Source organism: Allobosea sp. RAF48 (assembly GCF_052114025.1).
Classification (GTDB): domain Bacteria; phylum Pseudomonadota; class Alphaproteobacteria; order Rhizobiales; family Beijerinckiaceae; genus Allobosea.
Genome location: NZ_JBFRDZ010000012.1, coordinates 210,063 through 234,213, shown reverse-complemented (window position 1 = coordinate 234,213; position 24,151 = coordinate 210,063). Strand labels below are relative to the sequence as shown.

Below are 24,151 nucleotides of genomic sequence, written 5' to 3'. Positions count from 1 at the left end.
ATGATCCTTCCCGACGACGCGCTCGCGGCGCTGGCGGAGGTGGTTGGCCCCGGCGACCTGCGCAGCGGGGAGGCGATCCCCGCCCGCAACCGCAAGGACGCCTCCGACACGCCGGAGGGTCTGCCGGCCCTCCTCGTCGCCCCGCGGACGACCGAGGAGGTCGCCGCGGTGCTGGCGATCTGCTCGCGTTTCTCGCTGCCCGTCGTCGTGCAGGGCGGCATGACCGGGCTTGCCGGCGGCGCCACGCCGCAGGCAGGCGAAGTCGCGCTCTCGCTCGAACGCATGAGCGGCGTCGAGGACATCGATCCGGTAACGCGAACGATGACCGTGCTCGCCGGAACGCCGCTCGCGGTCGTGCAGGAAAAGGCGGCGGAAGCGGGCTTCCTCTACGGCGTCGATCTCGGCGCGCGCGGGACCTGCACCATCGGCGGCAATGTCGCCACCAATGCCGGCGGCGTGCAGGTCCTGCGCTACGGCATGACTCGGCGCAGCGTGCTCGGCCTCGAAGCGGTGATGGCCGACGGCCGCATCGTGGGCCATCTCAAGAAGGTGGTGAAGAACAATGCCGGCTATGACTGGACGCAGCTCTTCATCGGCAGCGAAGGCACGCTGGGCGTCGTCACGCGCGTGCTGCTCGCCCTGCAGCCGGCAGTGACCGGCGTGCAGACCGCGCTCTGCGCCGCCGGCAGCGTCGGCAACGCGCTCGCAGCGCTCAACCGCCTCGAAGCGCGGCTCGGCGGCGGCCTGCTCGCCTTCGAGGCGATGTGGTCCGAATACATGAAAGCCGCGATTGAAAAGGGCGGCCTGCCCGCTCCCTTTGCCGGGGAGCCCGAGGTCACGATCGTCGTCGAGGCCGCGATGGGCTCCGGCTCCACCGGCGAGGAGACCTTCGCCGAGGCGCTTGCCGAACTGGCGGAGGAGGGCCTGCTGGAAGATGCCCTGATCGCCCAGTCCGGCCGCGACCGGCAGCGCTTCTGGGCCTATCGCGAGGCGAATTACGAGTTCTACCGCGACCTGCCGCCGGGCATCCATTTCGACGTCAGCATTCCCCTGGGCGCCATGGCGGATGCGGTCGCGCTGCTGCGCCAGCGGGTCAAGGCCCGCAGCGGCACGGCCTTCCCCATCGTCTTCGGTCATCTCGCCGACAGCAACCTGCATCTGTCTGTTCATGACGAGACTGCGGATCTCTCCGGCTTCGCCGATATCGTCTACGAGTTGGTCCGCGAGAAACACGGCAGCATCTCGGCCGAGCATGGCGTCGGCATCCTCAAGCGGCCCTATCTCGGCATGAGCCGCTCGGATGCCGAGCTCGCCCTGATGACGACGCTGAAGCGGACGCTCGACCCGGGCAACATTCTCAACCGCGGGCGCATCCTGCCGGCCTGACCGGCAACTATCGGTCTATGGCGCCCGGCCGGCGGCTCTGGCAGAACGCAAGGGAGAGCGCGGGCCGGGAGCGGAGCATGATCGACGAGATGACGCCTATCGAAGCCGTCGAGCACGCAATCCGCACACGCCGCGCCATCCGCGCCTTCCTGCCCGATCCGGTAGACCCCGGACTGCTGCGCCGCCTCATCGATCTGGCAGCGCAGGCCCCTTCCGGCACCAACATGCAGCCCTGGAAGCTCAGGGTGATCGGCCCGCAGACGCGGGCACGGCTTGAGGCTGCGCTGCTCGCGGCGCTCGAAGCCGGCGAGCGGCCGGGTGTCGAGGAGTACCGCTACTATCCCGAACGCTTCCGCGAGCCCTATCTCTCGCGCCGCCGCAAGGTCGGCTGGGATCTCTACGGCCTGCTCGGCGTGGTGAAGGGCGATACCGAGGGCATGAAGCGGCAGACCGCCGCCAATCTACGCTTCTTCGATGCGCCGGTGGCGCTGATGCTGACGATCGACCGCGATCTCGAGATCGGCTCCTGGCTGGACCTCGGCATGTTCATCCAGAACCTGCTGATCGCCGCGCAGGGCCACGGCCTCGATTCCTGCCCGCAGGCGATCTTCGCGCAGTTCCACCCGATCGTGCGGCGCGAACTGGCCATCCCCGACAACCAGATCGTGGTCTGCGGCATCGCCATCGGCAAGGCCGATCCCGATGCCCCGGCCAACCGGCTGGTGCCCGAACGCGAGCCGGTCGAAGCCTTCACCAGTTGGCTGGATTGAGGCTGGGTCAAACGCTCGTCATGCTCGGGCTTGTCCCGGCCATCCACGCCTTCCTTCGGCGAGGGCGGTGTTCAGACGTGGATGCTCGCCACGAGGGCGAGCATGACGGGCTACGAGCCGCGCCCGCCATCGTGCACGGGCTTGTCGGCATCCTTCCGGAAGAGCTTCAGCAGCGGCCCGACCAGCCAGCGCATCGCGACGATCGCGATGCCGCCGACGACCAGCCCGAAGACGGCCGCCAGCGCCGCACCGGCCAGCCATTCGCCAATCGCGGCGATTGCAGGTGGCAAGGCGCGGCCGGCAGCCACGGCAAGGTCATGGACGCCGTGGCCGAGGCCTGAGAGGCCGTAACCCTCCAGCCCGTGGATGATGATGCCGCCGCCGACCCAGAGCATCGCCGCCGTGCCGACTGCGCCGAGCAGGTTGAGGAAAGTGGGCATGCCGCGCACGAGGCCACGCCCGAGCGGCTGCGTCAGCCAGCGCAGCGCACGGTCGAGCCCGCCCGCTTCGCCCGGCTCCAGCCGCCTGAGGCCCAGCAGGCTCGTGCCGGGGCGCTGGTTGGCGGCAAGCGCAACGCCGACATCATCCGCCTTCACGATCAGCGCGACGACGCCATAGACGGCAACGGTGATGCCGATGCCGACGATGGCGAGCACCGCCGCCTTCATCCAGAACGACTGGTCGGAGACGCCGGCGAGCGTGATCGCCATGATCTCGGCCGAGAGGATGAAGTCGGTCTTGATCGCACCGGCGACCTTCTGTTGTTCGAGGGCCGCAGGATCTCCCGCCGTCTCGCCCGCCTTCGCGGCGCCATGCGCGCCATGCGGCAGCATCAGCTCCAGCACCTTCTCGGCGCCCTCGAAGCACAGAAAGGCGCCGCCGGCCATCAAGAGCGGCGTGATCGCCCAGGGCGCGACCAGCGCCAGCACCAACGCGCCCGGCAGCAGGAAGATGAGCTTGTTGCGCAGCGAGCCCAGCGCGATCCGCCAGATGATCGGCAGCTCGCGCGAGGCCGCGAAGCCCACGGCATAGCGGGGCGTCACCGCCGCATCGTCGATGACGACGCCCGCCGCCTTGACCCCCGCCTTTCCGGCCTGGGCCACGACATCGTCGACCGACGCCGCCGCGACCTTGGCGATGCCGGCGACGTCGTCGAGCAGCGCGAACAGACCCGAAGCCAATCGCCTCTCCTGAGATGATGCAAACGGTCGCGACCCTAGCCCGCTTTCCGCGAGCCGTCATTCTCGGGCGGAGCCCAGCACAAACCCGAGGATCTCACGCAGAGGAGGCTCCCGGAGCCTCTCGTCGGAGAGATGCTCGGATCAAGTCCGAGCATGACGAGCCGCAATCCGACTCAGCCCTTCAGGCTGGCGAAGCCCTTGCCGTCGGCGGCGAGGCGCTTCAGCAGCGGGGCCGGCTGCAGCGCCTTGTCGCCGGTCTCGGCCGCCTGCGCTTCCAGCCGCTTCGCGATGACGTCGAGCCCCACCGTATCGGCCCAGAACATCGGCCCGCCGCGCCAGGCCGGCCAGTTGTAGCCGTTGATCCAGACGACATCGATGTCGCCCGGCCGCGCCGCGATGCCCTCTTCCAGGATGCGCGCGCCCTCGTTCACCATCGGATCGAGCAGCCGCGCCAGGATCTCCTCCTGGGTGAAGCTGCGCCGCGTCACGCCCCGCTCGGCCGAGATGCGGGCGATCAGCGCCTCGACCTCGGGGCAGCGCTGGCCGGCGCGCGCGCCTTGCGGATAGATGTAATAGCCGCGCCCGGTCTTCTGGCCGAACCAGCCAGCCTCGCAGATCGCATCCGCCACGGGGGCCTTGAGGCCGCGCGCCTTGCGCGAGCGCCAGCCGATATCGTTGCCGGCGAGATCGGCCATGGCGAAGGGGCCCATCTTGAAGCCGAAGCCGACGAGCGCGGCATCGACCTCATGCGGCAGTGCGCCCGCAATCAGCAGACGCTCTGCGGCGCGGGTGCGCTGCTCCAGCATGCGGTTGCCGACGAAGCCGAAGCCATTGCCGACCACGACCGGCACCTTGCCCAGCTTGCGCCCGAGCGCGACCGCGGTCGCGACCGCATCGTCCGCCACGCCCTTCGGCCTGACGATTTCCAGCAGCTTCATGACGTTGGCCGGGCTGAAGAAATGCATGCCGAGTACATCCTGCGGCCGCTTGGTCGCCGCCGCGATGGTGGGCACGTCGAGATAGGAGGTGTTGCTGGCGAGGATGGCGCCGGGCTTGGCGACCTTGTCGAGCTCGCCGAAGATCTGCTGCTTGACGCCCATCTCCTCGAAGGCGGCCTCGATGACGATATCGGCACCCGCCGCGGCGGCGATGCCGACGGCCGGCCTGATCAACGCCATGCGCCGGGCTTTCGCTTCAGGTGCCAGCGAGCCCCGCGACACCGAGATGTCGTAGATCGCACCGATGCGATTGATGCCGTTGTCGAGTGCAGCTTGCGTGGTCTCGATCAGCGTCACCGGGATGCCGGCATTGGCGAAGCACATGGCGATGCCGCCGCCCATCGTTCCCGCGCCGATCACCGCGGCGCGGGCGATCTCGCGCGGCTTCACATCCGGCCCGATGCCCGGCACCCTCGCGACCTCGCGCTCGGCGAAGAAGACATGGCGCAGGGCCTTCGAGCGTTCATCGGCGATCAGCGAGAGGAAGAGCCTGCGCTCGACGCCCGCACCCTCGGCGAAGGGCAGGTCGAAGGCGGCCCGCACCGCCTCGACCAGCGCGGGCACGTTCGGCATGCCGTCGGCCTTCTTCAGGGCGTCCTTGGCGAGTGCTTCGAAGGCTTCGCGATCGGCCTCGGTCAGTTCGCCTGTCGCCGCGCTCGTCACCGGGCGGCGGCCCTCCGCCGCCAGCCCTTCGGCCAGCCGGACCGCGCCCGCGACGAGATCGCTGGAGACGACCTCGTCCAGCAGCCCGTATTCGAGCGCCTGGCCGGCCGAGAGCGGCTCGCCCGAGAGCATCATCGGAAAGGCGCGCGCCGCGCCGATCAGCCGCGGCAGGCGCTGCGTGCCGCCGGCGCCTGGGATGAGGCCGAGCTTGACCTCCGGCAGGCCGAGCTTCGCGGCCGGCAGCGCGATTCTGGCATGGCAGGCGAGCGCCACCTCCAGCCCGCCGCCGAGCGCCACGCCCTGGATCGCGGCGACGACCGGCTTGGCCGAGGCCTCGATCGCATCGAGCAGATCGGGCAGCAGCGGCGGCGCCGGCGGCTTGCCGAACTCGCTGATATCGGCGCCGGCGATGAAAGCCTTGCCAGCGGACGCGATCACGATCGCGACGACCGAAGCGTCGGCATTTGCCCTTTCGATTGCGGCCGCGAGCCCCTCGCGCACCGCAGCACCGAGTGCGTTGACCGGGGGATTGTCGATGGTGGCGAGCGCGACTCGGCCGCGCACCTCAAGCTGAACCTTCGTCATCGACGGCCTCCGCAATCCCTGTCCCGCGCGCCCCGACTCGCAGCAAGGCAGCGAAGCGTCCATACGGTTAGGGAGAACCCGGCCGGCGCGATGTCAAGCTCGGGGCGGTGACGAAAGACGCATCCGGCCTCGCTTGACCCCTTGCGAAAGGCCATGCCATCCCGACACCTCCATCAGGAGCGGACCGATGAGCGAAGTGCTGAGCGAAACCGTCGCAGCTGGCGTCGTGCAGATCACCATGAACCGGCCCGACCGCAAGAACGCGCTCGACCGCGCCAGTTACTCCGGGCTGATCGCGGCGATCGGCGCCGCCGAAGCCGACGCCTCGATCCGCGCCATCCTGCTGACGGGCGCCGGCGGCTGCTTTACCAGCGGCAATGACATCAAGGATTTCGCCATCGCCGCCGCCTCCGGCGAAGGCCCGCGCGTCGCCATCGACTTCCTCGAGGTGATCTCGACCGCCCGGAAGCCGATCGTCGCGGCAGTGGAAGGTTTCGCCGTCGGCATCGGCACGACGATGTTGCTGCATTGCGACCTCGCCTTCGCCGCCCGCTCCGCGACCTTCCGCCTGCCCTTCGTCACGCTCGGCCTCTCGCCCGAGGGCGGATCGAGCCACCTGCTGCCGCTCGTCGCCGGCTCCAAGAAGGCGGCCGAGTTGCTGATGCTGGGCGAGGCCTTCAATGCGGAGGCCGCCGCTGCCGCCGGCCTCGTCAACGCCGTGGTCGAGGACGGCACGGCACTGGAAGCCGGACTTGCCAAAGCCAAGGCGCTGGCGGCTCTCCCGCCGGAATCGCTCGCGCTCACCAAGATGCTGCTCAAGCGCGGCTCGGCCGAGGCCGTGGCCGAAACCATCGCGACGGAAGCCCGCCATTTCGGCGAGCGCCTGCGCTCGCCGGAGGCGATGGCGGCCTTCGCCGCGTTCCTGAAGAAGTGAGCCGCAAGGCTCGTCATGCTCGGGCTTGACCCGAGCATCTCCCGCCGAAGAGCGCTCCGGGGAGCTTTCGCGGCCTGAGATTCTCGGGTCGACCCTGCGGTCGCCCGCGAATGATTTGCTGCCGCCTCCTCAGGCCGCCACCGTCCGGCCGCGCCCTCTCAGCCAGTCGCGCGTCCAGGAGAAGACCGGCCAGAGCAGCGCGGCGAAGGTCATCGCCGCCAGCACCGACGAGACCGGCCGGTCGAAGAAGGGCAGCACCGATCCATCGGACTTGATCAGCGAGGTCACGAAGCTCTGCTCCACCATCGTGCCCATGACGATGCCAAGCACCATCGCCGCGACCGGATAGCCGTTCTTCTCCATCACGAAGCCGAACAGGCCGAAGAAGGCGACGCACCAGACCGCGAACAGGTTGTTGCCCGCCGTCGCGAAGGCACCCACGGCGCAGAAGATCATGATCACCGGCATCACCGCCGAGCGCGGCGCGCCGACGACCTTGCTCGCCAACCGGATCATGATGATGCCGAAGGGGATCATGATGATGTTGCCGAGGATGAAGATGATGTAGAGCGCATACATGCTCTCGGCCTGCGTGGTGAACAGCGTCGGCCCCGGGTTCAGCCCCTTCATGTAGAGCACGCCGATGGCGATCGCGGTGATGGTGTCGCCGGGAATGCCGAAGAGCAGCGCCGGCACCCAGCCCGAGGCCAGCGAGGCGTTGTTGGAGGCGCCGGCCTCGATCAGCCCTTCCGGGTGGCCGGTGCCGAACTTCTCCGGTGTCTTCGAGAAGCGCTTCGACATCGCATAGCTGACCCAGGCCGCCATGTCGGCGCCGGCGCCCGGCAGCACGCCGATGATGATGCCGACGATGTTCCCGCGCGTCTGCTGCTTGGGATATTCCTTGGTGAGCTGCCACTGGCCCTTGAGGATCGAGCCGAGGCGGCGGTTCTCGATCTTCGGCGGCTCGCGCTCGGTCAGCGCCCGCATCACCTCGGCCAGCGCGAAGACGCCGACCAGCGCCGGGATGGGCTCGATACCCCCCAACAGGTCGGTCGAGCCGAAGGTGAAGCGCGGCACGCCGCCTGGGTTGTCGATGCCGATGCAGGTGATGAGCAGGCCGAGCAGCATCGCCGCGATCGCCTTGATCGGCGAGGAGCGCGCCACCAGCGTCGAGCACATCAGGCCGAGCATGGCGAGCCAGAAGTTCTCGTAGGTCGAGAAGGACAAGGCCATCTCGGCGAGCAGCGGCGCGATCAGCATCAGCGAAAGCGTGCCGGCGATGCCGCCGAGCGCCGAGAACCACAGGCAGATGCCGAGCGCCGTCTCCGCCTGGCCCTTGCGCGTCATCGCATAGGCCTCGTCGGTATAGGCGGCGGAAGCCGGCGTGCCGGGGATGCGCAAGAGGCAGCCCGGAATGTCGCCGGAGAAGATCGCCATCGCCGAGGCCGTGATGATCGTCGCCACCGCCGCGATCGGCGAGAGGTAGAAGGTGACGGGCACGAGCAGCGCCGTCGCCATGGTGGCGGAGAGACCGGGCAGCGCGCCGACCGTCAGCCCGTAGAAGGCCGAGGCGACGAGAGCGATCATCACGTCGAACTGGAAGACAAGCCCGAAGGCCTTGATGACGGTGTCCATCGTCAGGCCTCGCTCACCAGGGGAAGGGCAGGATGCCGCCGGGCAGCGGCACCCGCAGCAGCTTCAGGAAGATCAGGTTGATCGCGAAGGGCGCGATGATCGCGAGCGGCACCGCGAGCTTCGGCTTCGCGCCGAAGGCGAGGCTCGCGACGAGCACCATGATCGCGGCCGTCGGCAGGAAGCCGAGCGTCTCGGAGACGAGCGCGTAGAAGGCAAGCAGCGCGGGCGGCAGCAGGGCCAGCCAGTTGCGCCAGGCCGGCAGCGGCGCCAGCTCCTCAGGCGTCGCATGGCTGACGACATCGGCCTCGGCGACTTCCTCGAAATGACGGCCGATGCCGAAGACGATCAAGCCGCCGCAGAGTACGAGGCCCGCACCGACGACCATGGGAAAGGCGGACGGGCCGACCTGCTGGCCCGGAACGGGCGGCAATCGTGAGCCATAGACGAAGGCGACGGCCCCCAGCGCGGCGAGGGCGGAGCCGGAAATACGATCTGACAACAACATGCTGGAGCGTCCCGCAACTCGCGCTTTCGGGGTTGCACGGAAACGCTCCGTCATCCCGGGCTTGACCCGGGATCCATGCCGGAGCGTTTCCGATCAAGGTTCAGGAATGGGTCCCGGGTCTCCCTTCGGTCGCCCGGGACGACCTGTGCTTGTAAGCTCAGCCCTTGGCGAGCCCCGCCGCCTTCATGGCGGAGGCCATCGACTTGTCGCTTTCGGCCATGAAGGAAGCGAAGCCCGGCCCGTCCGCGAACTTCATGCCGAAGCCGCGCGCGTTCATGAAGTCCTGATAGTCCTTCGACTCGAAGGCCTTCTTCAGCGAGGCCGTCAGCTTGGACTGGAGCTCGGCGGGCAGCCCCTTCGGCGCGCCGATACCGCGCCAGGCGCCGATCGAGTAGTTGACGCCGAGCGTCTCGTTCAGCGTCGGCACGTCCTTGAACTGCGGGTTGCGCGCGTCAGACATGATCGCCAGCGACTTCGCCTTGCCGGCATCGATCATCGCCCGTCCCTCGGGCACCGAGCAGGTGACGATGTCGAGGCCGCCGGCAGCGAGGTCCTGCATCGCCGGCGCCGCGCCGTTCGACGGCACCCAGGCGACATGGTCAGGCTTCAGGCCCATGGAAACGAGCCAGCCGATCAGAGCGAGATGCCAGATGCCTCCCTGGCCGGTGCCGGAGGCCTTGAGCTTGCCGGGAGGCGCCGCCTTGATCGCGTCGGCCAGCGCCTTGATGTCCTTGTACGGGCCGGAGGCCGAGACCTGCACGCCTGGCGGGTCCTCGTTCATCAGCGCGAGCGAGGTGTAGCTCGTCGACTTGAGATCGGTCAGGCCCTGATGGTGCATCATGGCGATCTCGACCGTCAGCATGCCGATATTGTAGCCGTCCGGCGCCGCCGTCGCGATGGCGGAATGACCGACCACGCCGGAACCGCCCGTGCGGTTGACGACGTTGACCGGCTGGCCGAGGTCCTTCTCCAGAAGCTGCGCGACGATGCGCGCCGTGGCGTCCGTGCCGCCGCCGGCACCCCAGGGGCAGATCAGGGTGATCGGCCGCGAGGGATAATTCGCCTGCGCGATCGCGGGCGCCGCAATCAGGCTGGCAGCGCCGGCTGCGGCCGCGCCCTTGAGCACACTACGCCTGTCGATGAAATCGATCATTCCCCAGTTCCTCCCGCTAAATCGATTTAGTGCCTGGGCGCTCCTCGTCCGCGACGGGGCTCCCTTGATATGACGGGCCATCTGAGCCGATCACGCGGCGGGTGACAACCTCTCATTTTGGCCGATGCGGCACGCCTTGTTGCGATCTGCACCACCCGTCATTGCGAGCGCAGCGAAGCAATCCAGGGAGACTGCGCGAACGTCTCACCCAGTCTCCCTGGATTGCTTCGTCGCTTCGCTCCTCGCAATGACGGCTTGGCTACAGTCCGCAGACGATGGGCTGGACCGCGCTGGAGACCCGCTCGACCACCGCGCCGGTGCTGAGGTCTGATCCGGCCGCAGCCGGCGGCAGCGAAGCGCCGGCCTTGCCGAGCATCGCCTGGATGGCCGCGGCGTCGGCGAGCGCGTAGCTGCGCTGCGGCGCGACGCCGGCGATCAGGACCTTGTCGGAAGGGTTGTCGATCACGATCCCCACCAGGCGCCCCTGCCGGTCGAAGGCCGGCGCGCCCGCCTGACCGGGCTGCAAGGGCGCCCGCAATGCAGGCTTGCCGCCGGCCTGCACGCTTTGCCCCGGAAGTGCCACGGCAACCCTTTTGCCGGCATCGTTGCCGTATGCGACGAGCACCAGCGCCTTATCGGCGCGCGGCGCCTCAGCGCGCAGGCCGGTCGGCTTCGCGGCGCCAGCGCCGTCGAGATCGAGCAGGACGAGCCCGCTCGCGTCGTCCCTCAAGCGCAGCTTGGCAGCGCGATTGCCGACACGCAGGCTGCGACAGGCATCGACGGCCGGCGCTGCGCTCAGCGCCGTCCGCTCGTCGAGCACAAGCGCGACGCCGTAGCGCTCGTTGCTGCGCGCAGCAGGCTGCAGCGGCGCCGACACCCCGGGCTGCGCGGCGGCTCCACCTGCAACGGCCGAGGGCGCCGTCGGGAGCGGCCCCGTCGGGAAGGGCTCGAAGCTCGCGGCGATCGCGATCACCAGCTTGTCGACCGTCGGCGCCAGCGCCTTGTCATAGCCGATCGAGAACCCCCTCAGCCCCTGCGGTCCGGCAGAGAGCCGGCGATAGAAGCGCCCGGTCGGCGTCTCGCCGGTGACGACGAAGAAGTCCGGGCGGAGCAGCTTGTAGGTGACCTTGCGGGGACTGTTCGGATTGACGGCGGTCGCCTTCTCGAACAGTGCGGCGAGGTCTTCGCCCGGCGGCGAGGCGGTGGTGTCGAGCGTGACTTTCTCGTCGGTGCTCTGCCAGCGACTGCCGCCGGAAGGCGTCGCATCCCGTCTCGGGAGGAGCTTCGTCGGGATGCCGATCTGCACGCCGGTCTTCTCATCGACCAGGATGCGGAAGCCGGCCAGGTCGCGCGCCGCTTGCGCAGTCCTTGCGAGCGCGACCCGCTCGGTCGGAAGAAGCACGCCGTCGGCCAGTCCACGCGCGCCCTTGAAGGTATTGATCGCCCGGAAGGTCAGGGGGCCGAAGGCGCCGCTGACCGCGCCGTTGAACTGGCCGGCCCAGATCAGGTCGCTCTGGATCGCCTTGCGCTCGGCCTCGGGCATCGCCTCGAAGCTCGCCTGCGCCGCCGCCATCTGCGGATTCGGAGCCTGCGCCTGCGCACCCGGAGCTTGCGCCCAGGCACCCGCATGCGGCGCACCCAGCAGCGCGAGCGCCAGCGCGGCGGCGCGGGCTCGTCCGATTCGCAGATGGGTCTGGCAGGCGCGGAGCATCATCTCGTCCTCGAGCGGGGGCGGAGCGGCTGCATTGAGCGTCAGAACGCGCTGCGCCGCAACCGTGGCAAGGCAGGTCCGATACGAGTTGTGCCGACTTGCGTCCCGCCGGCGCAACCTGCATTCGCATGACTTGAACGCCGACGGCGCGGTGATAGCCTGCCGGCCCCGTCTCACGCCGTCATCGGCCTGAAGCCTTTGCCGCCGATCCTGGCGGACAGGCCGACGAAGAGGAACGACGATGACCCTGCTTTCCCGTCTCGTGCTCGCCCTCTGCCTGACCTTCTCGGCTGCGCCCGCCTTTGCCCAGAAGGCCTATGTTCGCAACGACCTGCTCGCCGACGGGCAGCGACTGGAGGAGCGGCTGAAGCGCGAGGTCGCCGCCGGGAATCGTTCTGCCCCTGACGCCGTCCGCGCCGGCGAGATCGCGCTCGCCCGCGGCGATGCCCGCTCCGCGCTGCCCCAGGCCAATGCCGCGATCGTCGCGGATGCCGGCAATGCCGCAGGCTGGCGCCTGATGGCGCGCGCCGCCAACGCGATCGAGCCGCGCGACTATCGCGAGCGCTGGGAGCTGCGCGAGCGCGCCATCGCCGCGGCCTATCTCGCCTACAGCCGAGCGACCACGCGCAATGACRAGGCGGCCTCGCTCGGCGTGCTCGCCCAGACCTTCGAAAAGAACGAGTTGTGGCGCCCGGCGCTGACCACCTATCGCCTCAGCCTCGATCTTGCCGCCAACGCCTCGCTGCAAACAGCCTATGAGAGCCTGCGCGAGAAGCGCGGCTTCCGTCTGATCTCCAACAAGACCGATTCCGACGCCGCGAGCCCGCGCGCCTGCTTCGAGTTCTCGGAAGCCTTGGCGCGCGGCCGCGTCGATTTCGCGCCCTATGTCGCGATTTCCGGCGGCAGGAACGCGCAAGGATCGGGCGATTTCGCTGTCAGCGCCGAGGACCGCCAGATCTGCGTCGACGGGCTCAAGCATGGCGAGCGCTATGCCATCGTCATCCGCCAGGGCGTGCCCTCGGCCATTCCCGACGAAACCCTCCTGAAATCGGCCGATTACGAGATCTATGTCCGCGACCGCACGCCCTCCGTGCGCTTCACCGGCAAGAACTACGTGCTGCCGCGCAGCGGCCAGCAGGGAATCCCGGTGGTCTCGGTCAACACCGGCAAGCTCGACCTCGAGGTCATGCGGATCGGCGACCGCAACCTGATCAACTCCGTCCATTCCGACGATTTCCTCGGCCAGCTCGGCTCCTGGTCCGCAAAGCAGATCTCGGGCGATAAGGGCCAGAGCGTCTGGACCGGCACGATGGACGTGAAGTCCGAGCTCAACCAGGACGTCGTCACCGCCTTCCCGGTCGGCGAGGCCGTGGGCGCGCTCAAGCCCGGCGTCTATGTGATGTTCGCCAAGCCCGCGGGCGGGCCGGCGGCAGCGCCTGCCAGCGACGACGGCGATTCCTATGACGACGGCTCGACGCGGGCGACGCAGTGGTTCGTCGTTTCCGATCTCGGGCTGACCTCCTTCACCGGCGCCGACGGCGTGCATGTGCTCGCCCGCTCGCTCGCCGATGCCAAGCCCGTCGCCAATGCGGAACTGCGCCTGATTGCCCGCAACAACGAGGTGCTGGGTACGGCGAAGACGGACGGCAACGGCTATGCCCGCTTCGACGCAGGGCTCGCCAAGGGCCAGGGCGGCAATGCACCCGGCCTCGTCACCGCCTCGTTCGCCGAGGATTACGGCTTCCTCGACCTGAAGCAGACCGCGTTCGATCTCTCCGACCGTGGCGTGAAAGGCCGCGTCGCCCCCAGCGGGCTCGACGCCTTCCTCTACACCGAGCGCGGCGTCTACCGTTCGGGCGAGACGGTCTATCTCACCTCCCTGCTGCGCGACGCCAAGGGCGCCGCTATCACCGGCCTACCGCTGACCATCGTCGTCAAGCGGCCTGATGGCGTCGAGTATCGCCGCCGCCAGGTCGAGGACCAGGGCGCCGGCGGGCGTGCTCATTCGATCCCGCTGATTTCGGGCGCAGCGACCGGCACCTGGCGCGTGCTCGCCTATTCCGACCCGAAGGGGCAGGCGATCGGCGAGACCTCCTTCCTCGTCGAGGACTATGTGCCCGAGCGGCTGGAGCTGACGCTCTCGCCCAAGACGCCGCTCCTGCAGGCGGGCGAGCCGGCGGAGCTCAACGTCGCCGCGCGCTATCTCTACGGCGCGCCGGGTTCCGAGCTAGACGTCACCGGCTCGATGACGATCCGCGCGGCGGGGGCGAGCGCCATCCCCGGCTTCAAGGACTATCAGGTCGGCCTGACCGACGAGGCGTTCGAGCCGGTCCAGAGCGAGTTCGAGGAGAGCGCCAAGACGGACGCCGCCGGCAAGGCGGTGATCACCAACCCCGTCCAGCAGCCCGACACCAACCGCCCGCTCGAGGTCGAGATGACCGTGCGCGTCGGCGAGCCCGGCGGGCGCGCCATCGCCCGCTCCGTCACCCTGCCGATCGTGCCCAAGGGCGCCGCCATCGGCGTCAAGAAGCTGTTCAGGGACGGCGATCTCGGCAACGGCCAGACCGCAAATTTCGAAGTCATCATGGCCACCGGCGACGGCAAGCGCATCAGCCGGGCGAATGTGAAATGGGTGCTCTCGAAGGTACGCCGCAACTACCAGTGGTTCTTCCAGGACGGGCGCTGGAACTACGAGGGCATCAAGACCACCCGCCGCGTCGCCGATGGCGAGATCGCGGTGGCGGAAGCTGCCGGCGCCAAGATCGCCGCGCCGGTCGAGTGGGGCAATTACCGGCTCGACGTGACCTCCGACGGCAACGAGGCGGCCGAGACCTCGGTCTCCTTCAGCGTCGGCTATGAGAGCGACAAGACGGCGGATACGCCGGATGTGCTCGACGTCGCGCTCGACAAGGCCGCCTATGCCGATGGCGAGAGCCTTCAGGTCCGCCTCTCGCCGCGCTTCGGCGGCAAGGCGACACTCGCCGTCGTCACCGACAAGGTGGCGGATATCCGCACCATCGACATCACTGATGGCGGCACCACCGCCTCGATCCCGGTGAAGGCGGAATGGGGTGCGAGCGCCTATCTCGTCGTGCTCGCCCATCGCCCGATGGACACCGCTGCCAAGCGCCTGCCCGGCCGCGCCATCGGCCTCGCCTGGTTCCAGATCGGCAAGGAACAGCGCACGCTGTCTGTCGATCTCGGCGCCCCGCAGCTGGTGCGCCCGCTCTCGACGCTGTCGCTGCCGGTCAAAGTGACCGGCATGAAGCCGGGCGAGGATGCCTTCGTCACGCTGGCCGCCGTCGATATCGGCATCCTCAACCTCACCCGCTACGAGAGCCCGGACCCGAGCAAGTTCTTCTTCGGCCAGCGCCAGCTCGGCCATGAGTTGCGGGATCTTTACGGCTATCTGATCGACGGCATGCAGGGCACCCGCGGCGCGATCCGCACCGGCGGCGACGCTGCGCCGCAGCTCGAGGGCGAGAAGCCGACGCAGGAGCCGCTCGCCCGCTATTCCGGCGTGGTCAAGGTCGGGGCCGACGGCACGGCGAAGATCGATTTCGACATGCCCGCCTTCAACGGCTCGGTCCGCGTCATGGGCGTCGCCTGGTCGGCCGGCCGCACCGGCCAGGCCAGCGCCGACGTGATCGTGCGCGACCAGATCGTCGCGCAGGCGACGCTGCCGCGCTTCCTCGCCATCGGCGACCAGTCGCGCTTCCATCTCCAGGTCGACAATGTCGAGGGACCCGCCGGCGCCTATACCGTCGATCTCGACGTGAAGGGCCCGGTGCTCGTCGCAGCCGACGCCACCCGCCGCACCATGCAGCTCGGCGCCGGCGCCAAGACGCAGATGACGATCCCGGTCACCGCCGCGGGCCTCGGCCGCGCCGAGTTCGACGTCCGGGTCAGCGGGCCGAACGGCATCGGCACGGTGCAGAACCTCGCGGTACGCGTGCAGCCCTCGGCTGCGACCATCGCACGCCGCGTCGTCCGCGCGATCCCCGGCAATGGCGGGGCGATCACGGTCTCTTCCGACCTGCTGGCCGATCTCGTGCCGAATTCCGGCCAGGTCTCGGTGAGCGTCTCGCCCTTCGGTTCGCTCGATGTGCCCGCTTTGCTCAAAGCGCTCGACCGCTACCCCTATGGCTGCACCGAGCAGACCGTCTCGCGCGCGCTACCGCTGCTCGCGGTCAACCAGCTCGCCTCGCTGGAACAGCTCGCGCTCGACGACAAGGCCGACGAGCGCGTCGTCAACGCGATCGAGCGCGTGCTGGCCCGCCAGGGCGGCAACGGCTCCTTCGGGCTCTGGGGCGTCGGCGGCGACGATCTCTGGCTCGACGCCTTCGTCGCGGACTTCCTGACGCGCGCCCGCGAGAAGCAGTTCGCCGTGCCGCAGATCGCCTTCAATCTCGCGCTCGACCGCCTGCGCAACCAGGTCGTCAACACCAGCGAGATCAACAAGGAAGAGGCGGCCGGCATCGCCTATGCGCTCTATGTGCTCGCCCGCAACGGCCGGCCGGTGATGGGCGATTTGCGCTATCTCGCCGACAACAAGCTCGGGGATTTCGCGACGCCGCTCGCCCGCGCCCAGATCGGCGCCGCGCTCTCGGCGCTGGGCGATCGCGGGCGCGGCCGCGCCGCCTTCGGCAGCGCGCTCGCACTGCTGCAGCAGGCAGGCGATGACGGGCTGTCGCGGCCCGATTACGGCTCGCGCCTGCGCGACGGCGCCGGCGTGCTCGCGCTGATCGCCGAGTCGAATGGCGAGCGCGCCGACATCACGCGCGCGGTCTCGATCCTCGACGCCACCCGCAACAGCGCCCGCTACAGCTACACCTCGACGCAGGAGCAGATGTGGATGGTGCTGGCGGCGCAGGCCATGGCCAAGGACGCCGAGGGCATGACGCTGACCGTCGACGGCGCGGCCCGCAAGGGCGCCCTCTACCGCACGATTCCCGCCGGGGCACTGGAGGCGAAGCCGCTCACCATCGCCAATCCCGGCGCGGCCAGCGCACAGGCCGTCATCACCGTGGCGGGCATCCCGACCGCGCCCGAGCCAGCGCTGAACCAGGGTTTCGGGCTGGAGCGCGTGATCTACACGATGAAGGGCGAGCGGGCCGATCCCGCGCGCCTGCGCCAGAACGAGCGCTATGTCGTGGCGCTGACCGTGACGGAAGGCGCGCCGCGCTATGGCCGGCTGCTGCTGGTCGATCCCGTCCCGGCCGGGCTGGAGATCGAGAACGCCAACCTGACGGAGGGCGCCTCGGTCGCCGGGCTCGACTGGCTGAAGCAGGAGGTCTCGCCGGTGCATACCGAAGCGCGCGACGACCGCTATGTCGCGGCCTTCGAGCGCTCGGGCTCGAAGGGCGACAAGCTCTCCTACACCGTCGCCTATATCGCGCGAGCGGTCTCGCCCGGCCGCTACGTCTCGCCCGCCGCCGTGATCGAAGACATGTACCGGCCGGACCGCTTCGGCCGCACGGGCTTCGGCACGGTGGAGATCAGTTCGGCGCGGTGATGACCGGCCCCGGACCAGACCGCCCGTTATTCTCGGGCGAAGCGAAGCGCAGACCCGAAAATCTCGATCAGGAGATGCTCGGGTCAAGCCCGAGCATGACGGCTGACATTCCCGTCATCGCGAGCGCAGCGAAGCGATCCGGGGGCGGCAGGGCGGCGCGCTGGATTGCTTCGTCGGTGGCGCTCCTCGCAATGACGGGCGCCGCTGCCCTCATCCTCTACGCCCGCTCGCTGCCCCCGCTCGACCTCTCGGCCGCAGCCGATCGTTCGACCGTGGTGCTCGACCGCGAAGGCAAGCTGCTCCGCCCCTTCCTCACCAATGACGGGCGCTGGAAGCTGCCTGTCACCTCCGAGGACGTGGACCCGCGCTACCTCGCCATGCTCAAGGCCTTCGAGGACAAGCGCTTCGACGATCATCGCGGCATCGACCCGCTCGGGCTGCTGCGCGCCGCCGGCCAGATGCTGGCGAATGGCCGCATCGTCTCGGGCGGCTCGACGCTGACCATGCAGGTCGCACGCCTGCTGGAGCCGCGCGAGGACCGCACGCTCGCGGCCAAGCTTCGGCAGGCCGTGCGCGCCATCGAGCTGGAGCGGCGCTTCGACAAGGCTGGCATTCTCGACCTCTACCTCACGCTCGCGCCCTTCGGCGGCAATCTCGAAGGCGTGCGCGCCGCGAGCTTCGCCTATTTCGGCAAGGAGCCGAAGCGGCTCTCGACGGCCGAGGCCGCCCTCCTCGTCGCCCTGCCGCAATCGCCGGAGACGCGCCGGCCGGACCGCTTCACCGAGGCCGCCCGCAAAGCGCGTGAACGCGTGCTGGAACGGGTCGAGCAGGCGGGCTTAGCCACCCGCGACGAGGTTGCCACCGCCCGCGCCGAACCGATCCCGACCGCGCGCCGCCCGTTCCCGAATCTCAGCCCCCATATCGCCGAGCAGGCCGTGGCGGAGGCCCCGACCGAGCGCGTCCAGAAGCTCTCGCTCGACGCGCGGCTGCAGGCGTCGCTCGAAGGTCTCGCCCGCGAGCGCAGCCTGGGGCTGGCGCCGCAGGTCTCGATCGCGATCCTTGCCGTCGACAACGACACCGGCGAAATCCGCGCCTCGGTCGGCGGCGTCGACTATTTCGCGGCGGAGCGGGCCGGCTCCCTCGATCTGACGCGGGCGCTGCGCTCGCCCGGCTCGGCGCTCAAGCCGTTCATCTACGCGCTCGCCTTCGACAACGGCATCGCCCATCCCGAGACGATGCTGGAGGACAGGCCGGCACGTTACGGCATCTATATCCCCGAGAACTTCGACATGACCTTCCAGGGCATGGTCAGCGCGCGCAAAGCCTTGCAGCTCTCGCTCAACGTGCCAGCCGTCGAGCTGCTTTCGGCGCTCGGCCCGCAACGCTTCCTCTCGCGGCTGCGCGATGCCGGCATCGCCATCGCCATGCCCAAGGACAGCGGCGCCCCCGGCCTCGCCGTCGGCCTCGGCGGGCTCGGCATCACCCTGCAGGACCTGACCCGCGCCTATGTCGGGCTGGCCCGCGGCGGCGAGCTGGTGCCGCTGCGCTTCCGGGCCGCATCCGCCACTTCCCTCGGCCCTCATCCTGAGGAGCCGCCCTCGGGTCCGGCCTTTGGCCGGCCCAAGGATGAACTCCGCGGCGTCTCGAAGGATGTTCCAGCGCCCTCCGGAGCATCCTTCGAGACGCAAGGCTCACGCCTTGCTCCTCAGGATCAGGGCTCGCATGGCGGAGCTCGCCTCGTCGACCCCGTCGCGGCCTGGTACGTCGCCGACACCCTGCTCGGCGCGCCGCCCCCGCTCAACGCGGTGCCCGGACGCATCGCCTACAAGACCGGCACCTCCTATGGCTATCGCGACGCCTGGGCTGTCGGCTTCGACCGCAAGCACACGATGGGCGTCTGGGTCGGCAGGGCCGACAACGGCGCCGTGCCCGGCCTCGTCGGACGCACCGTCGCGGCACCGATCCTGTTCGACGCCTTCGCGCGGCTCGGCATCGACCCGCGTCCCTTCCCGCAGCCGGCGGATGCGATCATCGCCAGCACCGGCCATCTGCCGCCGCCGCTCCGGCATCTCAGGCAGGACGTGCCCAAAACCGTGACGGCGATGACGACGCCGACGCTCAAGCTCGCCTTCCCGCCGGACGGCGCGCGCATCGACCTGTCCGCCGCCGCCCTCGACGGCAAGGGCCAGCTCAACCTCAAGGCCGCCGGCGGCTCGCCGCCCTATACCTGGCTGGTCGACGGCACGCCGGTGACGGAACCCCAGCGCCGGCGCGAAACGCAGTGGCAGCCACCCGGCAAGGGCTTCATGCGGATTTCCGTGATCGACGGCACCGGCGCGAGCGAGAGCGTGTCCATCAGGCTGCAGTAAGCGCGCCGAAAGCCCCGTCCAGGCGCGCCTGCGGGGTTTCTGGCTTGTGAGCATCCGGGGATGCGCGGAGCCTGGCGGCGTTCGCAGTCGACGGCTGCGTGCCGATGTCGAGTCGATGTCGATGGTGTCGAACAGCGACGACCTCGCGCTGCCCGGCTCCGCGCACGGGTATCTGGGGGTCCGCTTCGCTTGGACGCCCGGCGAGGGCGGAGGCCTGCCTGTTCGGCCTGTGCGAAGTCGGCACCTCCGCGCCTGACGGACCCGCAACGGTCCGGCGCGCGCGAAACCCGCAATCCCCTCCGGCCTGCGATGCCTCGCGAAGCCCCCGGTCGGAAGGGACGCGGGGAGAATAGGCATGGGGCGGAGCAGCGGGGATAAGTTTGCCTGCAATCGGGAGCGTCATGCCCGGGCTTGACCCGAGCATCTCATGCCGAAAGAGGCTCCTGCGCCGTCACGTCCGGCGATTCCCGGGCCTCCGCTACGCTTCGCCCGAGAATGACGTAGGTGCCCTACTCCGCCGGATGCGGGTGCGCCCCGTGCGCCTCGTCATGCGCGCCGTGGCGCGAGCCGTGGACCTTGCGGGCCAGGTAGCTGTAGGCGACCGGCACCACATAGAGCGTCAGCAGCGTGCCGAAGGTCATGCCGCCGACGATGACCCAGCCGATCTGCGAGCGGCTTTCCGCGCCCGCGCCATGGGCGATGGCGAGCGGCACCGCGCCGAGCACCATCGCGCCCGTGGTCATCAGGATCGGCCGCAGGCGCAGCTCCGCCGCCTCCACGAGGGCGTCGATCATCTCCTTGCCCTCCTCGCGCAGCTGGTTGGTGAACTCCAGGATCAGGATGCCGTGCTTGGTGATCAGGCCGACCAGCGTGATCAGGCCGATCTGGCTGTACACGTTCATCGTCCCGCCCGTGTAGTAGAGCGCGGCGAGCGCGCCCGTGAGCGAGAGCGGCACCGAGACCATGATCACGATCGGATCGACGAAGCTCTCGAACTGCGCCGCCAGCACCAGATAGATGAAGCCGAGCGCCAGCAGGAAGACGAGGAAGATGCTCGCGCCCGACTGCTTGAACTCGCGGCTCTGGCCGGAATAATCGACCTGGACCGAGGACGGCAACACGCGGGCCGTCGCATCCTCCAGCACCTTGAGCGCGTCGCCGAGCGAGTAGCCGGGCGCCGGCAGCGCCGTGATCGTGGCCGAGCGCAGCTGGTTGAAGCGGACCAGCTCCTTGGGCGCGACGGTCTCCTCGATCCTGACCAGGCTCGACAGCTGCACCACGGCGCCGCTGCGGCCCATCAGATAGATCGATTGCAGCGCCTGCGGCGTGTTGCGCTCCGAACCGGCGACCTGCAGCATCACGTCGTACTGCTTGCTGTTCATGTTGAAGCGCGTGACCTGGCGCCCTCCGAGCAGCGTCTCCATGGTGCGGCCGATGACATCGACGCCGACGCCGAGGTCGGCAGCGCGCTGCCGGTCGATCGTGACCCGGATCTGCGGCTTGTCGAGAATCAGGTTCGTCTCGACGTTCGAGAGCGCCGGAGAGTCGGCGACCTCCCGCATCAGCTGATCGACATAGCTCTTGAGCTGCGCATAGCTCTCCGAAGAGCGCAGCACGAACTCCACCGGCTTGCTGTTGGCGTTGCCCTGGCCGAGCGAGGGCGGGTTGTTGGCGAAGAGGCGGATGCCGGGGATCTGTCCGAGCTCGCGGGTAATGTCGGCGACGAGATCCTGCTGCTTGCGCTCGCGCTCCTCCCAGGGCTTGAGCCGGGCAATGGCGATGGCACGGGTCACGTCGGGGAAGCCGACGATGACGAGATAGGTATCCACCTCCTGGAGCTTGCTGAAATACTCCTCGACCCGCCGGGCGTAGCTCGCCGTGAAGGACATGGTCGCCCCTTCCGGCGCGACGCCGATCACGTTGATCGTGCCGCGATCCTCGACCGGCGCCAGCTCCGCGCGCAGATGCGTGAAGAAGTAATAGCCGCCGCCGGCGACGCCGACCGCGAGCAGGACGATGAGCGGGCGCACCGTCAGGGCGGCGCGCAGCGAAGCCTTGTAGCCCCGCGACAGCCCCTGGAAGCCACGCTCCAGCACGTTGTACAGCCAGCTATGCTTGTCGTGGTGGCGCAGGAGCTTGGCGCACATCATCGGCGTCAGCGTCAGCGCGACGAAGCCCGAGACCAAGACCGCGCCGGCGAGCGTGAGCGCGAACTCGATGAAGAGCTTGCCGGTGCGGCCGGTCGAGAACGCCATCGGCGCATAGACCGCCACCAGCGTCAGCGTCATCGCCACCACCGCGAAGGCGATCTCGTTGATGCCGCGGATCGCCGCCTTGGTCGGCTCCAGGCCGTCCTCGATATGGCGGTGGACGTTCTCCAGCACCACGATGGCGTCGTCGACGACGAGGCCGATGGCGAGCACCATCGAGAGCAGCGTCAGCGTGTTGACGGTGAAGCCGAACGCATACATCAGCGCGAAGGAGCCGATCAGCGAGACGGGGATCGTCACCAGCGGAATCAGCGTCGCCCTGAGCGAGCGCAGGAAGACGAAGATAATGAGGACGACGAGGACGATCGCCTCGATGATCGTCTGGAACACCGCCTTGATCGAGCGGTCGATGAAGATCGAGCTGTCGTAGGAGACCGCGATCGACATGCCGTCGGGCAGATCCTCGATGATCCCCGGCAGGGCGGCGCGCACGCCGGACGAGACGTCGAGCGGGTTCGCGGTCGCCTGCTTGACGATGCCGACCGTCACCGAGGGCGAGCCCTTGAACCAGGCCGCGTTGCGCTCCTCGAGCGCGCCGAGCTCGACGCGCGCGAGATCCTTCAGCTTGATCGGGAAGCCGGCGGCATCCTTCACCACGATCTCGCGGAACTGCTCCGGCGTGACCAAGCCGGTCTGCGACAGCACGGTGAACTCGCGGTCGCTGCTCTCGATCCGGCCCGACGGAATCTCGATGTTCTGGGCGCGAACCGCCGCCTCGATCTGCTGGACGGTCACGTCATAGGCCGAGAGGCGCGAGCGATCGAGCCAGATGCGCATCGCATATTGCCGCTGGCCGAGGATGCGGACCTCGGCGACGCCCGTGATGTTCTGGACGCGCTCGGCGATGAAGCGATCGGCAAAGTCGGTCAGCTCGAGCGGGCTATGCCGCGTGCTGGTCAGAGACAGATAGAGGACCGGCTGCGAATCCGCCTCGACCTTGGCGATGATCGGTTCGTCGATCTCTTCCGGCATGCGCCCGCGCACACGGCTGACGCGGTCGCGCACGTCCGACGCGGCGACATCGGGGTCGATGTCCGGCCGGAAGCGCACCGAGATCTGGCTGCGTTCCTGGCGGCTGGCCGAGGAGATGATCTCGATGCCCTCGATGCCGGCGATCGAGTTCTCCAGGATCTGCGTGACCTGGGTCTCGATGATCTCGGCCGAGGCACCGCGATAGATCGTCTGCACCGAGACGATCGGCTCGTCGATATTCGGATACTCGCGGACGGTCAGGCGGCCATAGCAGACGATGCCGATCAGCATCACCAGCAGGCTCAGCACCGTCGAGAGGACGGGCCTGCGGACGAAGAGTTCGAAGAGGCTCATCAGAGCTGGCTCGTCTGGACAGGCTTTTCCTTGATGGAGATGGTGCTGCCGTCACGCAGCCGCATCTGACCGGCGGTGATGATCTGCATGCCGGGCTTCAGCCCGCTGACCACCTCGACCTTGCCGGGCAGCCGCTTGCCGAGCTCGACCGCGACGCGGCGCGCCTTGCCGTTCTCCGCCACGTAGATCATCTTGCCGACACCGTCCGGGACCACCGCCATCTCGGGGATGATCATGGCGTTCTCGCGCTGGTCGACCGTGATCGACAGCCGGGCGAAAAGGCCGGGCTTCAGGGCGAGGTCGCCGTTCGGAACGTTGGCGCGCAGGCGGATCGCGCGGCCGTTGACGTCGACGACCGGGTCGATCGCGAAGATCTGGCCCGTGAAAGTCCGGTCCGGAACGGCATCGACGCGCACCTGGACGGGCTGGCCGACCTTGACGCGGCTCAGATAAATCTCCGGCACCCGGAAATCGACCTTGATCGGGTCGATGCTGGTCAGCACGATCAGCGGCTTGCCGACGGAGACATAATCGCCGATGCCGACCGAGCGCAGGCCGACGACGCCGCTGAACGGCGCGACGATGGTCGATTGCGCGAGCTTGGCCTTGGCAAGCTGGACGCGCGCCTCGCTGGAGGCGAGCCGCGCCGTCGACTCGTCGAGCGCGACCTGCGTGCCCGAGCCGCGCTGCACCAGCGCCCTCAGCCGCTCGTTGGTGTCGCGCGCCAGCCCGAGATCGGCCAGCGCCTGCTTCAGCTCGGCATCGAGGATGGCGGTATCGAGCTTAACCAGATCCTGACCGGCCTTGACCCGCTCGCCCTCCTTGAAGCCGAGAGCGACGACGCGGCCGGCGATTTCGGAAGCGATGATCACGGATTCATCCGCGGCGAGCGTGCCGAGAGCCTCGACCTCCTCGTTGACGGTCATCGTCTCGACGGAAGCCACCTCCACCGGCACGGCGCGCGGCCCGGAAACGGCGCTGGCCTGGGCCTGCTGCGTGCCGGCACGCTGGTTGCGGTAGGCGTAAGAGCCGCCGCCGGCGAGCGCCGCGACCACGACGAGGAGAACAAACCGCTTCATAAGACTGGACGCTCCGATACCGCGCGACTATCTTAGACTGGACAGTCTAGTTTGATAAGAGGCCACCTGCG

Annotated in this window: 13 protein-coding genes; 5 read left to right on the top strand and 8 right to left on the bottom strand. The window is 68.9% G+C overall.

The genetic code is table 11. The features are described 5' to 3' along the window. Nucleotides 1-1,386 carry an FAD-binding oxidoreductase gene (locus AB4Z10_RS21045; RefSeq protein WP_441472335.1) on the top strand — a complete coding sequence of 462 codons (1,386 nt, stop codon included), beginning with the start codon at nt 1-3 and terminating at the stop codon, nt 1,384-1,386. Nucleotides 1,387-1,463: 77 nt separating this feature from the next. Further along, nucleotides 1,464-2,156 (top strand): nitroreductase, encoded by a 693-nt coding sequence (locus tag AB4Z10_RS21040; RefSeq protein WP_441472334.1) that lies wholly within the window; start codon nt 1,464-1,466, stop codon nt 2,154-2,156. A 110-nt stretch (nt 2,157-2,266) separates the two neighbouring features. On the opposite strand, the gene AB4Z10_RS21035 is transcribed toward AB4Z10_RS21040, so the two are convergent. Both AB4Z10_RS21035 and AB4Z10_RS21030 read right to left on the bottom strand, forming a co-directional pair. Continuing rightward, nucleotides 2,267-3,337 carry a DUF808 domain-containing protein gene (locus AB4Z10_RS21035; RefSeq protein WP_441472333.1) on the bottom strand — a complete coding sequence of 357 codons (1,071 nt, stop codon included), beginning with the start codon at nt 3,335-3,337 and terminating at the stop codon, nt 2,267-2,269. Nucleotides 3,338-3,510: 173 nt separating this feature from the next. Beyond that, on the bottom strand, nt 3,511-5,583 hold the full coding sequence (locus AB4Z10_RS21030) for a 3-hydroxyacyl-CoA dehydrogenase NAD-binding domain-containing protein (RefSeq protein ID WP_441472332.1): 2,073 nt from the start codon (nt 5,581-5,583) through the stop codon (nt 3,511-3,513). Nucleotides 5,584-5,770: 187 nt separating this feature from the next. On the opposite strand from AB4Z10_RS21030, the gene AB4Z10_RS21025 reads away from it, so the two are divergent. Continuing rightward, on the top strand, nt 5,771-6,517 hold the full coding sequence (locus tag AB4Z10_RS21025) for an enoyl-CoA hydratase-related protein (RefSeq protein WP_441472331.1): 747 nt from the start codon (nt 5,771-5,773) through the stop codon (nt 6,515-6,517). 129 nt (nt 6,518-6,646) lie between these two features. On the opposite strand, the gene AB4Z10_RS21020 is transcribed toward AB4Z10_RS21025, so the two are convergent. From AB4Z10_RS21020 to AB4Z10_RS21005, 4 genes are all read right to left on the bottom strand, one after another. Further along, the gene (locus AB4Z10_RS21020) at nt 6,647-8,152 is read right to left on the bottom strand and encodes a tripartite tricarboxylate transporter permease (protein WP_441472330.1); all 1,506 of its coding nucleotides are present in this window, start codon (nt 8,150-8,152) and stop codon (nt 6,647-6,649) included. Between the two features lie 13 nt (nt 8,153-8,165). Continuing rightward, a complete protein-coding gene (locus AB4Z10_RS21015) occupies nt 8,166-8,657 on the bottom strand; it encodes a tripartite tricarboxylate transporter TctB family protein (protein ID WP_441472329.1) in 492 nt (163 codons plus the stop codon). Between the two features lie 157 nt (nt 8,658-8,814). Continuing rightward, nucleotides 8,815-9,807 carry a tripartite tricarboxylate transporter substrate binding protein gene (locus tag AB4Z10_RS21010; protein WP_441472413.1) on the bottom strand — a complete coding sequence of 331 codons (993 nt, stop codon included), beginning with the start codon at nt 9,805-9,807 and terminating at the stop codon, nt 8,815-8,817. Nucleotides 9,808-10,069: 262 nt separating this feature from the next. Next, on the bottom strand, nt 10,070-11,524 hold the full coding sequence (locus AB4Z10_RS21005) for a peptidoglycan-binding protein (protein ID WP_441472328.1): 1,455 nt from the start codon (nt 11,522-11,524) through the stop codon (nt 10,070-10,072). Between the two features lie 238 nt (nt 11,525-11,762). Between AB4Z10_RS21005 and AB4Z10_RS21000 the strand changes: the two genes are divergently transcribed. Both AB4Z10_RS21000 and pbpC read left to right on the top strand, forming a co-directional pair. Further along, nucleotides 11,763-17,036, top strand: coding sequence for an alpha-2-macroglobulin family protein (locus tag AB4Z10_RS21000; RefSeq protein WP_441472327.1), 5,274 nt, complete (start codon nt 11,763-11,765; stop codon nt 17,034-17,036). A gap of 74 nt (nt 17,037-17,110) precedes the next feature. Continuing rightward, the gene (gene pbpC, locus AB4Z10_RS20995; RefSeq protein WP_441472326.1) at nt 17,111-19,405 is read left to right on the top strand and encodes a penicillin-binding protein 1C; all 2,295 of its coding nucleotides are present in this window, start codon (nt 17,111-17,113) and stop codon (nt 19,403-19,405) included. Nucleotides 19,406-19,914: 509 nt separating this feature from the next. Here the strand turns inward: pbpC and AB4Z10_RS20990 are convergent. After that, complete coding sequence (locus AB4Z10_RS20990; RefSeq protein ID WP_441472325.1) at nt 19,915-23,001, bottom strand: efflux RND transporter permease subunit; 3,087 nt, start codon at nt 22,999-23,001, stop codon at nt 19,915-19,917. Continuing rightward, entirely contained in the window at nt 23,001-24,080 is a 1,080-nt protein-coding gene (locus tag AB4Z10_RS20985) for an efflux RND transporter periplasmic adaptor subunit (RefSeq protein ID WP_441472324.1), read from the bottom strand. The genes AB4Z10_RS20990 and AB4Z10_RS20985 overlap by 1 nt, the downstream gene beginning before the upstream one ends. Nucleotides 24,081-24,151: the final 71 nt, after the last annotated feature.